The sequence below is a fragment of the Alkalibacter saccharofermentans DSM 14828 genome (assembly GCF_900128885.1).
Classification (GTDB): Bacteria; Bacillota; Clostridia; order Eubacteriales; family Alkalibacteraceae; genus Alkalibacter; species Alkalibacter saccharofermentans.
In genome coordinates this window covers 2,910-18,070 of sequence record NZ_FQTU01000015.1, presented here as the reverse complement: position 1 = coordinate 18,070, position 15,161 = coordinate 2,910, and the positions used below count along the sequence as shown (strand labels likewise).

The window sequence follows — 15,161 nt, the reverse complement described above, 5'->3', positions numbered from 1 at the left end:
CTGGAATGATGAATGAATAGGTCTTGTGGATGAAATATGAAATATTCTTATAAAAAATGATGACAAATATAGCGAGTGGATTTTATGAAAAAAATAAATTAAATAGATTGTGTTTTTAACCGGCTAAAGGTAGAATTAAGTAGCGTTATGGTAGAAAATATTGCTAAAAATCTTAAAGAATGAAATGGCAAATATAATTCTGATGTCTGCGGGGGATTGATTATGAAAGCAAAGAGTATATCTATAAAAACCGTTATAATACTGGTGTTCTTGATTGCTTTATTGATATTGACAGGCGGAAGCCTATATATTGTTTTTGACAATTGGATGAAATCTGCTGAGGATACTACCGCTACATTAGCGGATGAACTTCATAGAGAAATCATCACTGAAGTCAATGAGTATATGCACGTGCCGCGACATATCGTAGAAGTCAATAGAGGCTTGATAGAAAGAAAAATTGTAGAGATTGATAATTCCGCGGAGCGGGATGTTTTTTTCATAAATTCAATGAAGACTCACATCGATGAGGAAGTATACAGCTTCAGTTTTGGAACGAATGCGGGGGAATACTATGGGGCAAGAAAGAATCAATTAAATGAAATCGAGGTAATGATAAACAACTCTGAGACAAACGGAGAATCATGGTACTATTCCATAGATGAACAGCATCGACTGGTTAAAAAAGTAGTCAACGCCGGTAGTTTTGATCCAAGGACTAGAGATTGGTTCAAAGCGGCGATAGATTCTGAAGAAGTGGTATTTTCGCCGGTTTACAAACATTTCGTAATGCATGATTTAACTGTATCTGCGGCGGTGCCTATTTATGATGATTCCGGTGAACTTTACGGTGTTTTGTCTTCCCATATGACATTAAATCGCATCAATGAAAATTTAGAAGAAATCTCTAGAGGTAACAAGGCATTAATTGCAATCGTAGAAAGAGATACAGGTTATGTCATTGCCAATTCTATCGGAACAGATAATTTCATGGAAAATTCTGATGGAATATTTGAGAGAATAACAGTCGAAGATTTAGATGATAAGGCTTTGTCGGGAATTTACAATAACTACATAAATATGGACGAATATGAAAAGTTGGACGTTGAGGGGGATGCCTATCAGTCGAGAATAAGCCCTTATCAGGCTAACGGCATAGACTGGTTAGTCATTAGCACAGTTCCTTTAAGCCTCATCACAAATGATTTGTTTTTAGGGATGCAAAAGGCTTTGGCATATTCCCTGTCAATTTCCACAGCATTGTTTTTAATATTTGTATTTGGTGTTAAAAGGCTTTTAAGCCCTATTGATGAGCTAGTAAGGGTAAATGAAAAATTAATAAAAGGAGACTTGACTGCAAGAGCAGGCCCTTCAAAATACATTGAAGTTGGAAGGCTGGCAGATTCTTTTAATGAAACAGCAGATGAGTTATATCATTTGATATATAACCTAGAGTCTGAAGTCGAGATGCGAACCTATGAGCTGTTTAATGAAAAAGAAAGATTTAGGACTACATTGCTATCAGTAGGAGATGGAGTAATAGCAACCGACAAAAAAGGCCTTGTTACGGTGATGAATCCCATTGCTGAAAATTTGACCGGATGGAGCTTAAGTGAAGCCAAAGGCAAGCATTTTATTGATGTTTTTAAAATAATAAATGAACAAACCAGAGAAATATGCGAAGATCCGGTTCAAAAAGTATTGGATACAGGAGGAATTGTCGAATTGGCAAATCATACTGTCTTAATTGCTAAAAATGGGCGAGAAACACCTATAGAGGACAGCGTTGGACCAATAAAGGCTCAGTCAGGAAAAATCACAGGAGTAGTAATTGTATTCAGGGATTTTAGTGATAAAAAAGAAAAGCTCAAAGAAATAGAATACTTGAGTTTTCACGATCATTTAACAGGGCTCTACAACAGAAGATATATGGAAGATACGATTGCAAGATTGGACCAGGATAGAAACTTGCCTTTAGCGATAATGGTGATAGACGTTAATGGCCTTAAGCTTACCAATGATGCATTTGGTCATAAAATGGGTGATGAGCTATTGGTTCGGGTATCGAACATTTTAAAGGAAAAATGTAGGTCGGTAGATATAGTAGGGCGCATGGGAGGAGATGAGTTTTGTGTATTGCTCCCCAAAACTTCACTAGAAGAAGCGGAACAAGTTAAAAAGAGGATCTTGAACAGAGCATCAAATACAAAGATTGATTCAATAGTAGTGTCATTGGCAGTAGGGTTTGCAGTTAAAGAAAATAAAGGCCAAGATATCAAAGATGTCATGACCATAGCGGATAACAATATGTACAAAGACAAACTGAAGTATGGCAAGGCAATGAGAAATAGAACAATTGAAACAGTCTTAAAAAACATAAACCACAAATATGACCAGGAACAAATTCATACGGAAAGAGTGTCTCAGTACTGCGAAGAGATTGCCAGAGCCATGGGGTTTGAAGAAAATAAGATTCAAGAAATAAAAACTGCAGGTATATTGCATGACATAGGCAAAATCATGGTGCCGTCGGAAATTTTAAATAAACCTTCAAAGCTTACAGATGAAGAATTTGAGATTATAAAAAGACATCCTGAAACAAGCTACCAGATATTAAAGTCGGTAGATGAATATTCGGTTTTCGCCGAGGATGTGCTTTATCATCATGAAAGACCTGACGGGAAAGGTTATCCTGAAGGCTTGATTGGTGATGAGATACCCATTAACTCAAGAATCATTGCCGTAGCAGATGCCTATGAAGCAATGACTGCTAAAAGACCTTATCAAAATCCAAAGTCCAAGGATGAGGCTCTTGAAGAGCTTGTAAGATGCTCGGGGACTCAATTCGATCTTAAAATAGTAGATATATTTGTGAACATCATGAGAAAAGCTTAGCATCACATAGCTTTTAAAAAGCCCTTGCCGAATTAAAACGGCGAGGGCTTCTTTAAAGCTGGATACATTTACATATCGTTATTTATAACGGTGATGTTCTTTTTTGAGAATTCTTTGACTATCTTATTGTCTGCGTTTTCAGTTATTAGGTAAGAAAGGCTGTCTGATGAAGAAATGATATTCTTGCTCACGGTTCCTAATTTATCGCTAGTCGCCAATCCCATAGTATCAGCTGATGATTCAATCATGGCCCGTTTGATTTGAGCCTCTGTAAGAGTGGGCACGCTGATTCCTATTTGAGGATCGATATTATATATGCCCATTACATACATATCCGCTCGTATAGTTTGCAAAAACTGATAGGTGTCTATGCCAAGGCTTACCATGGACTCTTTGTACAAAATGCCGCCTATCATTATTAATTCAATATTGTTATGCTGCTCCAGCGCTACTGCTAATGGAGGGCTGTTTGTAATAATAGTGGCATTGAAATCGAGAGGCAAGTTTTTTGCTAGATGTATATTTGTGGTGCCTCCGTCGATTATTATGACAGAATTTTCTTTTAAGAAGCTAAGAGCGCTTTTAGCCAGCTTGTCTTTGATTTCGCTGGCAATGTTTTGTCGATAGTTAAAAGATGTTACCGGCGGTCCGGCCTTTAAAGCTCCACTATGAACTCTGCGCACCAATCCCTTTTGATCAAGCTCTTTTAGATCCCTGCGTATCGTATCCTCTGACACGTTAAATAGCTGGCTTAAATTACTTGCAATTACCTTGTTTTCTTTTTCTAATAAATTCAATATGTTCTGTTGACGTTCTTCTTTTAACATTGTATCATCCCCTTTGCAAATTCATTATTTAAAGCGCGGATGCTCGCCGCATCGTCGGTCGCGTGCGCTCGCCCATAGAAAATACGATTTTTTATCATGAGATCATGGAAGAACATATTTTCTGTGGGTTGATCCGCTTATCTATCGCGAATATTATACCATAAAACTTAAATAAAAGTAAAAACATGCACATAAACGCAGTTAAAAGCAAATAAAAATGCATGTATGTATTGACATGTGCGTGAAACGGGTTTATAATTAAGAAAAACAAAGCAAAGAAGGTGCAGGTATGAAAGGTGTTAAATTATCTCCGTCGGTTATGTGTGCAAATTTGACGGATTTAAATGGAAGTGTCAAGGAATTAGAGTCGTTGGATGTTGATTATCTACACATCGATATTATCGATGGTGCATTTAGTCCAAGCATGCCTCTTGGAATCGATACTATAAAAAAATTGCGGGATATAACAGATATGGACTTTGATGTCCACATAATGTCTTTGAATAATGAGATGTACATTAAGGAGCTTCTTGCAATAGGTGTACAGCAGATATCATTTCACTACGAAAGCAGCTTGCATGTTGATAGGAATATAAACCTTATAAAGAAGGCAGGAGTGGATGTAGGGGTGGCACTGAACCCGGCAACAAGCTTGAGCGTTTTGGATTATATATTGCCTGAACTAGACAGCGTCTTGCTAATGCTCATTAACCCAGGATTTGCTACTGATAAGAATGAAAAACAAGTCAAATATGCAAATCAAAAAATAAGAGATCTGAAAAAAATCATAACGGACAAAAAACTTGATGCCACTATCCAAGTGGACGGACGCGTTTCCATGAGCTCTATATCTGAGTTGGTAAAATCAGGTGCAGACAATTTGGTATTAGGCAGCACTAGTCTTTTCTCAAAAGAAAACAGCTTGGTGGAAAATAAAAAAACAATAGAGGGCTTAATAAATAATAGCCTTAAAAGTTCAAAGTGAAGGGAGCTAAGATTATGAAATTTGAAGCGATAAGACAAGAAGTGGTTGGAGAAATAGGTGAAGCTATCAGTTTGATTTCAGGCAATGAAGTTGAAGGATTGATAGATGAGATTGAAAAAGCGGATAAAGTATTTTTCATTGGCGTAGGCAGAGTTTTGTTGTCATTAAAGTCTGTGGCTAAAAGGTTGGCGCATTTAGGAATAAAAACTGTCATTGTAGGAGAAATAACGGAACCGGCAATTACAGATAAGGATTTGCTTATTGTTGGTTCAGGTAGCGGAGAAAGCGCGATACCTTTGATAATTGCAGAAAAAGCAAAAAAATATAATGCTAGAGTAGTTCATATAGGTTCTAATCCAGATAGCAGCATGAAAAAATTTACTGATCTGTTTGTACGCATACCGGTAACCACAAAGTTGGATACACAGGATGCAATCAAATCAATCCAACCTATGACAAGCTTGTTTGAGCAAAGCTTATTGATCTTAGGAGACATAGTTGCTTTGATGATGGTTAGAAATAAATCGATAGATATCCATAGCCTCTGGGAATATCACGCAAATCTAGAATAGGGGATGGTGAATAAAATGCTGAAAGCAGTTCATTTTGGCGCAGGCAATATTGGAAGAGGTCTTATTGGGGAATTACTGAATAAAGACGGTTTTGAGATAACGTTTATTGACATAAATCAAGAGCTGATCGATTACTTGAATGCAAATGGTAAATATGTGATAGAATATGCGGATGGGAAAGGCACCCAGGTTGAAATCGATAGCGTGTCAGCTTTAAACATATTAGCAGATGAAAAAGATATAATAGACAGAATTTTAGAAGCTGATTTGATAACAACTTCTATCGGGATGGAGAACATAGAAAAGATATCAAAGTTAATGGCAAAATGCCTTGTTGCAAGAGGATTGACCAATAAAAAAATCGACTTAATTGCAAATGAAAATGCGATAAATGCAACCGATCGATTGAAAAACGAGATACAAAATCAAGTTTCAGAGGATGTATGGAAAATGATATTGAGCAATACCGGGTTTGTCAACTCTGCTATAGATAGGCAAGCGTTGTCAAAAGAGGTTAATGGCTTAAACATACCTGTGGTAGAGCCTTATCGAGAATGGGTCGTAGAAAAATCAAAATTTAAAAATGCATATGTATTGAAGCAGCTGAAAAATCTTGTTTGCGTAGACGACTTAAAACCATACATTGAGAGAAAACTATATATAGTAAATGCCGGACATGCCATAGCGGCATATATTGGGTATATATTTGAGAAGAAAACCGTACAAGAATCATTGGCAGATGAGAAAATATTTGAATTTGTAAGAAAAGTAATGTTGATTAATTCCAGGTATTTAAAATCTGAATACTCAATGAATGACAAAGATTTAGAGTCATTTATTGAAAGCACCCTTCAAAGGCATAAAAGTCCGTATGTTGAAGATGAAGTATCAAGAGTAGCAAGGTCTCCAATGCGCAAATTGGGAGCTGACGAGAGGATAGTGGGACCGATATTAAAATTAAGAAAACTTGGACAATTTCCAAAGGAATCTATTATTACGGTCGCTGCTGTATTGAGTTATAGAGATAAAGATGATTCAGAAGCGGTAGAGATGGAAGGCTTATTAAGCCGCTTAGGAACGGAGCTTTTCTTGAAGACCCATTGTGGCATTAAAGATAAAAAAATAATTAAAGCTATAGAACAAGCTGTTGATGACATAAGAAAGAACAGAGATTCTATTTTTGAAGGGATTTAAACGGTCTCAGATTGGGGGTTTTAAAATGGTTTTAGAAATGTTAAAAGAAAACATCATGTTCGTCGATGAGGTTGACTCTTGGGAAGAAGCGATAAAAAAATCTTGCGAGCCATTGCTGGATAATGGGTGCATCAGCTTGTCATATGTAGATGCTATTATTGAAAACGTTAAAACAAATGGATCTTATTTCGTGATACTGCCTGAAATTGCACTGCCCCATGCAAGACATGAACATGGCGCAATAAAAAAAGGAGTTTCGTGCACTGTTTTAAACAAACGGGTTATGTTCCCGAATGATAAGCCAGTCAAAGTATTAATAGCAATTTCTTCTGACGGGGACGATGGACATTTAGAAATGTTAAGCGAGATAGGATCGGTTTTGATGGAAGACGAGTTGGTTGAAAAATTGAAAAATGCTACTACAGTTCAAGAGGTCAGCAGCATTTTTTCAAATAATAAATTTTAATAGTAAAGGAGATTGAAAATGAAAGAACAGGCGTTAAGCAAAAAAACTAAACTAGTTAGCAGAGCTAAAGTTCAAGCTTTTGGTGGATTTCTAACAAACATGGTTTTACCGAACATAGGTGCATTTATTGCATGGGGTTTGTTAACCGCTTTATTTATCCCGACGGGATGGATGCCTAACGAGTCGTTGAGTCAATTAGTTGGACCGACTATAATTTACCTATTGCCATTATTGCTTGCTTATTCAGGAGGAAGAATGGTCGGGGGGCAAAGAGGTGCAGTTCTAGGTGCTCTTGGCGCTATAGGCTTGATTATAGGGGCTGATATTCCGATGTTCCTTGGTGCCATGATAATTGGACCTCTGGGCGGATACGTAATGAAGAAAACAGATGAACTATTGGAGGATAAAATTCCAGTCGGTTTTGAAATGGTTGTAAACAATTTCACGATAGGAATCTTGGGTTTTGCGTTGATGATAGTATCCTATTTATTGATAGGCCCTGCTATTGAAGCGGCCAATCGTTTGGTTACAGTAGCTATAGAGGCTTTGGTGGCAACTGGATTTTTGCCAATCTTATCTTTGGTAAATGAACCTGCAAAAGTATTGTTTTTGAACAATGTTATAGACCAAGGTATATATTATCCTCTTGGAATGCAACAAACACTTGAAGTTGGTAAATCTATATACTTTATGGTGGCTTCAAATCCAGGACCAGGTCTGGGATTATTGCTAGCTTATAGTTTTTACGGTAAAAAAGTAGCTAAAAGGACTGCTCCAGGTGCAATCATCATACATTTCTTTGGTGGAATTCACGAGCTTTATTTCCCTTACGTACTTATGAAGCCAATAACAATCTTGTCAATGATTTTAGGAGGAGCATCAGGTATTCTAACATTCCAATTATTTGGAGTTGGATTAGTAGCAGGCCCAAGCCCAGGATCCATATTTGCGTATCTGGCATTGACACCAAGAGGAAATTTCATCGGTGTAATAGCAGGCGTACTAGTTGCTACTGCAGTTTCCTTCTTCGTGACATCATTGATATTAAAGGCTGATAAAAGCGCAGATGAAGATGATGATGAATCACTTACTGACTCAATTAAAAAGTCTAAAATGATGAAAGAAGAAGGCAAAAAAATTGGCGCAAATTATTCAAGCAAAGGATTCAGCGGACAATTCAAAAAGATATCTTTTGCCTGCGACGCAGGAATGGGAAGCAGCGCCTTAGGAGCTTCAGCATTCAAAAAGCAGCTAAAAAACATAGGCATAGACGACATAGAAGTAAAAAACTACAGAATAGAAGATGTTCCAAAAGACAGCGATGTGGTAGTTGTACATAAAGATTTGGCAGAAAGATTCAAGCTGATGAATGACACCAGCAGAATCGTTTCCATTGAAAGCTACTTAAAAGATAAAGAGCTTGAATCTCTTATCGATGAAATTAAAGACAGCTTGTAAGCGCAACTTGATTGATAATAGAATTGTAAGAATTTAAAAACATAAAGGCATACCGTTATGGACTGTAAGAGTCATAATGGTATGCCTTTTGTGATGACTGCTTGAGATAAGTAACACCATCCATATTCAAAGTGCAGATGTAAGTGATCCCAGCGGATTACAGCACTGAATTGCGGTTGAGCAAATTGGCAAGGCCTTGTTACTGGTCTTGATCTTATACGATTTGAATAGTCTAATGATCATGGTAGCTGATGTTAGATCATGTTCGCTTTCCAGACTTTTGAAAGCATGATCAATTAAGTGGTGCAATTTGACAATCGTTTTATGGACTCTTGGTTGTACCGAGTTCCATTGCTTTTCATTCGGAAACATCTTTTCAGATATTGTTATTATATCTCACTTTCTGTGTCCACACATTTATACTAGCATTATAAGCAATGAACCAGTTTATAATAGGCTTACACTGCAGAATTTTAATTCATATAAAAATAATCAGAAAAATTATACATTTTGTACAGTTTATCTATAAAAAATATGTTATTATGAAATGGGAAACGATTTTTTAGACATAAAAAAATGGCGAAAGAAAAAAGACTTGAAAATCAAGTCTTTAATCTGCACCATGCAGGCCTTTCGGCGATTTCGGAAAATCCTTATTTGCACTCACACTTGTAAGTTTGTAATTAAAATTTATCACAAGTAAAAAAAACTGTCAAGTAGATAATTAAATGGAATTGGAGGGATACCATGAAAAAACAAAATGATTATTTTTTGGGATTGGACATAGGAACCTCATCGATAGGTTGGGCTGCAACTGATGTAAAGTACAAACTTTTGCGTGCTAAAGGGAAAGATCTATGGGGAGTCAGACTTTTTAAAGAAGCTGAAACAGCAATGAACAGAAGAACTTTTAGGATTTCTAGGCGGAGAAGACAAAGAGAAGTCGGAAGAATAGGATTGCTCAAAGAAATCTTCGCTGAAGAAATTCAAAAGGTGGATTCATCTTTTTATCAGAGGCTTGACGAAAGTAAATATCACGCTAATGATAAGTCAACCGATTTTAAATATGTACTTTTTACAGATAAAAATTTTACTGACCAAGATTATTATATTGAATATCCGACTGTTTTTCACCTAAGAAAAGAACTTATTGAATGCAAAGATGCTCATGATATTAGGCTTGTATTTTTGGCAATTTTGAATTTATTCAAACATAGAGGACATTTTTTAAATGCCAGCCTGGATGCCGAACAAAGCATGAATTTTAATTGCTTATTCGAGGATTTATGCAAGCAGTTAGAAGACAAACTCGATATTGTTTTGGATTCATCCATAGAACCAAAGAATATTGAAGAAATTTTGGTTGAAAAAGGACTATCAAGAACGCGTAAGGCTGAGAAAATTGCAATTGATTTCGGTGTAAAAAAATCCAAAGATAAAGTAATTTATGAACTCATTAAAGGTATCAGTGGATTGACAATAAGCATTGATGTTATTTTTGGAGAAGAATATGTCGATGATGATAATAAGAAAATTTCATTTTCATTTAGAGACAGCAATTATGACGAAGAAATTGCTAAAGTATCAGAAACAATAGGTGAGGCCTACATGGAGGTTGTAAATCTTTTAAAAGCTATTCACGATCAAGCTCTTCTTGCAAATGTGATGCAGGGCCATAAATATTTATCTGAAGCACGAGTAGAGTCACATAAAAAGCATCATGAAGACCTTGTAATCCTTAAAAAAATCATAAAAAAATACGCTATACAGGAGTATGACTCAATCTTTCGTTCAGATGGCGATGGCAGTTACAGTGCATACGTTGGCAGTGTGAATTCTAGATCCAAGCAGAGAAGAAACATGAAAAAAAGAAACGCTGAAAATCTTTACGCAACCATAAAAAAAGTCTTGAAAAAGTGTCCAGAAGAAGATCCTGACGTGAAATTTATACTTAATGAAATCACAAATGAGAATTTTTTGCCAAAACAGTTGACTGCAGCCAACGGTGTTATCCCAAATCAAGTTCACCTTGCTGAATTAAAAGCAATCCTGCGTAATGCTTCTATGCATTTAGATTTTTTAAATGAGGAAGATGCAAGCGGTTTAACTGCCTCAGATAAAATCATTGCATTGTTCAGTTTTCAAATACCATATTATGTTGGCCCGTTAAATAATTATCATGCAGATAAAGGTGGAAATGCATGGGTCGTAAGAAAATGCCAGGGTAAAATTCTTCCTTGGAACATTGATGAGATGATCGATGAAGAGAAGACTTCAGAAGCTTTTATCGAAAGGTTGATTCGCAAGTGTACGTACATGAAAGATGAAGCTGTTTTGCCGAAGTCATCTTTGCTCTATGAAAAATATATGGTTTTAAACGAGTTGAATAACTTAAAAATTAGAGGTGAAAAGCCAAGCGTAGAATTGAAGCAAGAAATATTTAAAGAACTTTTTTTAACAGGTAAAAAAGTAAGCCGAAAAAAGTTAAATGAGTTTCTTATATCAAAAGGTCAGATAAGTAAAAGCGAAATTACTGCAGTTACAGGTGTCGATGGAGATTTTATGAATACTCTCGGTACATTTGGTAAGTTTCATGGAATTTTTGGTGATTCTATTTTTGAAGATGAGACAATTTCAATAGTTGAGCAGATAGTCTTTTGGGGTACTGTATATGGAGATGACAAAAAATTCTATAAGGAAAAATTAAAACGCGAATTGAGTGACAAACTAAATACAGAACAAATTAAAAGGATATCAGGGTTTAAGTTCAGAGATTGGGGAAGGTTGTCCAGAGAATTTCTTGAGATGACAGGTTTCAATAAAGCTACCGGTGAAATGTTACCATTGATTCAGATGCTATGGCATTACAATGAGAACCTGATGGAAATTCTGAGTGATCGTTATACATTTACAGAAAAATTAATAAATGAATACAGTACAATCACAAAAGCATTAAGTGAGATTAAATATGAAGATTTAGAAGAACTATATCTCTCAGCTCCAGTTAGACGCATGGTATGGCAAACACTTTTAATCGTAAAAGAACTTGAAGCTGTATTAGGAAATGCTCCTAAGCGAATTTTTGTAGAGATGGCTAGAGAAAATGGGGAAAAAGGAAAACGCACCACATCTAGGAAGCAAAGATTAATTGAACTATATAAAAATTGTAAAAAGGATGCAAGAGATTGGGTAGGAGAGCTTAACAATTTAGAGGATTCGAATCTCAGAAGCAAAAAACTATATCTTTATTACACGCAAAATGGACGCTGTATGTACACAGGTGAACCAATCGATTTAGAAAAGCTCATGAACGATAATTTATATGATATTGATCATATCTATCCTAGAAGATATGTCAAGGATGATAGTTTGGAAAATAACTTGGTTTTGGTAAAGAAGCAAATCAATGCGCATAAAAGTGATCAATACCCAATTGAAGAGTCCATATACAAGTCACAACATACATTTTGGAAGTCATTATTAACTAAAGACATGAAAAACGCCTTTATCACTAGGGAAAAGTATAACAGGCTCATCAATAGAAACCCATTAAGTGATGAGCAACTTGCTGGTTTTATTAGCAGGCAGATTGTAGAGACTAGACAAGGCACAAAAGCCATCACTCAAATTCTAAATCAAGCATTTTTTGATTCAGAAATGGTGTTTGTAAAAGCAGCAAACATTTCTGATTTCAGACATGATTTTGATTTGATAAAAGTTAGAAGCGTCAATGATTTTCATCATGCGCAGGATGCATATTTGAGTTGTGTTGTGGGAAATAGTTACTATGTTAAATTTACAAAAGATCCACTTAATTTCATTCAGCAGTTTAGACGAAACGATCAAAACGGCAAATATCACATGAATAAGCTTTTTTATTACACAATTAAACGTGGAGATGAGATAGCCTGGACTGCAGGTGAAAATTCAAAAGAAAATTCGATTAGTACTGTTAAGGAAATGATGTATAAAAACACACCGCTAATTACCAAAATGACGTTTGAAGGACATGGAGAACTCTTCAAGGCAACTCTATACAGTGCAAAAAAATCTAAACAGGATTCATATGTGCCATTGAAGCAGACAGACTTAAAGATTCAGAATGTACAAAAATATGGCGGTTATTCCAGTATATCTACTGCTCATTTATTTTTGGTGGAGCATGAAATTAAGGGCAAAAGAATTAGAACTTTAGAAGCTCTCCCTTTGATGTTAAGAGATTCATTTGGTATGAATCTGTCAAAGCTAAATGCCTATTGCGAGGATATATTGAAACTCAAGGAACCGGATGTGAGACTATCAAAAATTAAGCTCCAATCTCTAGTAAAAAGAGATGGCTTCTACATGAACATTACCGGTAAAACTAATAATCAATTTATAGCTTCAAACGCAGTTTCTTTAATCATCAAAAGAAACTGGTTGAATTATATAAAAAAAGTTGAGAAAGCAGTTGATATTGGCTATACAGACAAAGAGATAAGTTCAGAAAAAAATATTGAGTTGTACAATGAGTTATTAGATAAACATAAAAACTCTATTTATTCAAAAAGACCTAATCCAATTGGAGAGACTCTAAAGAATGGTCAAATATTTTTTGATAAATTGAATCTGTTGGAACAATGCACAGTTTTAAATCAAATATTACAGATTTCACAATTAAGCAACATGGGTGCGAATCTAGAATTGATTAATGGCAGTAAAAAATCAGGGATGTCGTTGATTTCAAAGAATGTTTCAAGTGTAGATGAATTCATTTTAGTAAATCAATCCATTACGGGATTGTACCGGTCAGAGATTGATTTGCTGACGATATGAGTTGGAGGACCGTTGTTGTGTCAAAAAACGCAAAGCTAGACTACCAGCTAGGCTATCTTGTTATTCGGATGGACACAACAATTAAAATTCATTTATCAGAGTTGTCTATATTGATTTTGGAATCCACTGCAATATCATTGACGGCTTATTTACTAAGCGAATTGAACAAAAAGAAAGTAAAAGTTATTTTCTGTGACGAAAAAAGAAACCCAACGTCAGAATTAATTCCATATCACGGCAGTCATGATACCAGTGCGAAAATTCGAAATCAGATTGGTTGGTCAAAGTTAATCAAAGATGAAGTGTGGACTGAAATTGTTACAGAGAAAATACGAAAACAAAGGTCTCTTTTAGCAAAGTTGAAGAAACATGAATACAACATATTGGATCAATACGTTGCAGAGATCGAGTACAGAGATAAAAGCAATCGGGAAGGGCATGCAGCAAAAGTTTATTTCAATGCACTATTCGGTATAGATTTTACTAGAACAGCAGATAACAGCATCAATGCAGGGTTGAATTACGGATATGGGATTTTGTTGTCTATCTTTAACAGAGAAGTTGCTGCTAATGGATATATTACTCAACTTGGATTGTTTCATGATAACATATTCAATCCGTTTAATCTTGCATCGGACTTAATGGAACCTTTTAGAATAATTGTTGATGACTGGATTTATAATTTAAATCTAAAGGAATTTGAACATGATGAAAAAATGGCTGTTCTCAAAATTCTTGAGAGAGAGGTTGGGATTGAAGGAAGACGTGAGTATTTGCCAAATGCCATTCGGATATATTGCAAAAGTGTATTTGATGCATTAAATGAAAAAAATCCTTCCATGATCCGTTTTTATAGAAATGAGTTATAGATATATGAGAGTAATGGTGATGTTTGATCTTCCAGTTTTAACATCTGCACAAAGAAAAGAATACAGACAGTTTAGAAAACACTTAATACAAAGCGGATTTGTGATGATTCAGGAATCAATTTATTGCAAACTGGTTCAGAATGCAAACGCAGCTGATAGTATTGTAAATAAGGTTAAAAAAAACAAGCCTTCTGAAGGGATTGTACAATTAATTAGGATTACAGAAAAGCAGTTTGCAAAAATGGAATATGTAGTGGGCAAAAATAATAGTGATGTACTGGATTCAGATGAAAGATTGGTGATTTTTTGAGATTGATTAATATTGAACTGGGAATAAACATAGAAATTATTGAGAATAGAGTTAATGTTTTGGTTATTGAGCATCCGTTTACGCTTCGATCTGTCGTTGAAGATATTTTAAAACAAATCGAGGGTGAAGATGGAGATTTTGTTCTCTCAGATAAGAACAGAGTTTTACCAATATCTAAGCACATAGAATTAGTACTGAATCCTTTTGCGTTAGATTTAAATTCTAAAAAGATTCAAAATAAATTATTCCAAGAAATAAAATTATATGCAGAAGAGAAATTGATTGTTGAAACGAATGAATTAAATAAAAAAATATTGGAGTTTTTGGAAATGTCTCTTCTAAATCAATCCTATTCGTTGGGATATGATTTTGAACTGGACTTTCAAAATTTACTTAAGTTGTATCATGTTGGGTTTAAGGAGGATGAGAAAGGTTTTGTTGAACTGCTAATTGAATTCATACGGATACAGTCTAACTTATTAGGTGCTAAGGCAATTGTTTTTTTAAATTTAAAATCGTTTTTGTCAGAAAATGAATTAAATCAGTTATATGAGTTTGCTTTTTATAGTAAAATAAATTTAATACTTTTAGAAAATTTATTTAGAAATAAAATTCATGGTGAATCTGTTGTGATTATTGATTCAGATCGCTGTGTAATAGAAATCTAAATGTATGCAAGCTTACAGCGCTAACCAGGCGATGGTTCGGAGATAATCTTAATTTCAGAATTTGAGGTTTGAGAACCTTGTAAGTTTGTAAAGGTATAAAGC

General features: G+C 35.2%; 11 protein-coding genes. 10 read left to right on the top strand and 1 reads right to left on the bottom strand.

Features of this window, described 5'->3' with window-relative positions:
* Positions 1 to 222: 222 nt before the first annotated feature.
* Entirely contained in the window at positions 223 to 2,895 is a 2,673-nt protein-coding gene (locus BUB93_RS09480; protein WP_073271426.1) for an HD domain-containing phosphohydrolase, read from the top strand.
* 68 nt (positions 2,896 to 2,963) lie between these two features.
* Here BUB93_RS09480 and BUB93_RS09475 read toward each other — a convergent pair whose 3' ends face one another.
* Positions 2,964 to 3,722: a DeoR/GlpR family DNA-binding transcription regulator gene (locus BUB93_RS09475; protein ID WP_073271424.1), complete on the bottom strand. Its 759-nt coding sequence runs from the start codon at positions 3,720 to 3,722 to the stop codon at positions 2,964 to 2,966.
* 289 nt (positions 3,723 to 4,011) lie between these two features.
* Between BUB93_RS09475 and BUB93_RS09470 the strand changes: the two genes are divergently transcribed.
* The 9 genes from BUB93_RS09470 (at position 4,012) to csn2 (ending at position 15,059) form a co-directional block, all read left to right on the top strand.
* Positions 4,012 to 4,707, top strand: a complete 696-nt coding sequence (locus BUB93_RS09470) for a ribulose-phosphate 3-epimerase (RefSeq protein WP_073271422.1) — start codon at positions 4,012 to 4,014, stop codon at positions 4,705 to 4,707.
* 14 nt (positions 4,708 to 4,721) lie between these two features.
* Positions 4,722 to 5,279, top strand: a complete 558-nt coding sequence (gene hxlB / locus BUB93_RS09465; protein WP_073271421.1) for a 6-phospho-3-hexuloisomerase — start codon at positions 4,722 to 4,724, stop codon at positions 5,277 to 5,279.
* 15 nt (positions 5,280 to 5,294) lie between these two features.
* Positions 5,295 to 6,473: a mannitol dehydrogenase family protein gene (locus BUB93_RS09460; RefSeq protein ID WP_159432077.1), complete on the top strand. Its 1,179-nt coding sequence runs from the start codon at positions 5,295 to 5,297 to the stop codon at positions 6,471 to 6,473.
* A 25-nt stretch (positions 6,474 to 6,498) separates the two neighbouring features.
* Positions 6,499 to 6,939 (top strand): PTS sugar transporter subunit IIA, encoded by a 441-nt coding sequence (locus BUB93_RS09455; protein ID WP_073271419.1) that lies wholly within the window; start codon positions 6,499 to 6,501, stop codon positions 6,937 to 6,939.
* A gap of 18 nt (positions 6,940 to 6,957) precedes the next feature.
* Positions 6,958 to 8,397, top strand: a complete 1,440-nt coding sequence (locus BUB93_RS09450) for a PTS mannitol transporter subunit IIBC (RefSeq protein ID WP_073271417.1) — start codon at positions 6,958 to 6,960, stop codon at positions 8,395 to 8,397.
* A 747-nt stretch (positions 8,398 to 9,144) separates the two neighbouring features.
* Positions 9,145 to 13,212: a type II CRISPR RNA-guided endonuclease Cas9 gene (cas9, locus tag BUB93_RS09445; RefSeq protein WP_073271415.1), complete on the top strand. Its 4,068-nt coding sequence runs from the start codon at positions 9,145 to 9,147 to the stop codon at positions 13,210 to 13,212.
* On the top strand, positions 13,209 to 14,081 hold the full coding sequence (gene cas1 / locus BUB93_RS09440; RefSeq protein WP_073271413.1) for a type II CRISPR-associated endonuclease Cas1: 873 nt from the start codon (positions 13,209 to 13,211) through the stop codon (positions 14,079 to 14,081). The genes cas9 and cas1 overlap by 4 nt, the downstream gene beginning before the upstream one ends.
* A 4-nt stretch (positions 14,082 to 14,085) precedes the next feature.
* Positions 14,086 to 14,391 carry a CRISPR-associated endonuclease Cas2 gene (gene cas2 / locus BUB93_RS09435; protein ID WP_073271411.1) on the top strand — a complete coding sequence of 102 codons (306 nt, stop codon included), beginning with the start codon at positions 14,086 to 14,088 and terminating at the stop codon, positions 14,389 to 14,391.
* Positions 14,392 to 14,393: 2 nt separating this feature from the next.
* Positions 14,394 to 15,059: a type II-A CRISPR-associated protein Csn2 gene (csn2, locus tag BUB93_RS09430; protein WP_073271410.1), complete on the top strand. Its 666-nt coding sequence runs from the start codon at positions 14,394 to 14,396 to the stop codon at positions 15,057 to 15,059.
* The last annotated feature ends 102 nt before the right edge of the window (positions 15,060 to 15,161 follow it).

What these genes read in the sequence shown, in the direction of transcription:
- BUB93_RS09480 (WP_073271426.1), top strand. Translation starts at nt 223, where the DNA reads ATGAAAGCAAAGAGTATATCTATAAAAACCGTTATAATACTGGTGTTC.
- BUB93_RS09475 (WP_073271424.1), bottom strand. Translation starts at nt 3,722, where the DNA reads ATGTTAAAAGAAGAACGTCAACAGAACATATTGAATTTATTAGAAAAA.
- BUB93_RS09470 (WP_073271422.1), top strand. Translation starts at nt 4,012, where the DNA reads ATGAAAGGTGTTAAATTATCTCCGTCGGTTATGTGTGCAAATTTGACG.
- hxlB (WP_073271421.1), top strand. Translation starts at nt 4,722, where the DNA reads ATGAAATTTGAAGCGATAAGACAAGAAGTGGTTGGAGAAATAGGTGAA.
- BUB93_RS09460 (WP_159432077.1), top strand. Translation starts at nt 5,295, where the DNA reads ATGCTGAAAGCAGTTCATTTTGGCGCAGGCAATATTGGAAGAGGTCTT.
- BUB93_RS09455 (WP_073271419.1), top strand. Translation starts at nt 6,499, where the DNA reads ATGGTTTTAGAAATGTTAAAAGAAAACATCATGTTCGTCGATGAGGTT.
- BUB93_RS09450 (WP_073271417.1), top strand. Translation starts at nt 6,958, where the DNA reads ATGAAAGAACAGGCGTTAAGCAAAAAAACTAAACTAGTTAGCAGAGCT.
- cas9 (WP_073271415.1), top strand. Translation starts at nt 9,145, where the DNA reads ATGAAAAAACAAAATGATTATTTTTTGGGATTGGACATAGGAACCTCA.
- cas1 (WP_073271413.1), top strand. Translation starts at nt 13,209, where the DNA reads ATGAGTTGGAGGACCGTTGTTGTGTCAAAAAACGCAAAGCTAGACTAC.
- cas2 (WP_073271411.1), top strand. Translation starts at nt 14,086, where the DNA reads ATGAGAGTAATGGTGATGTTTGATCTTCCAGTTTTAACATCTGCACAA.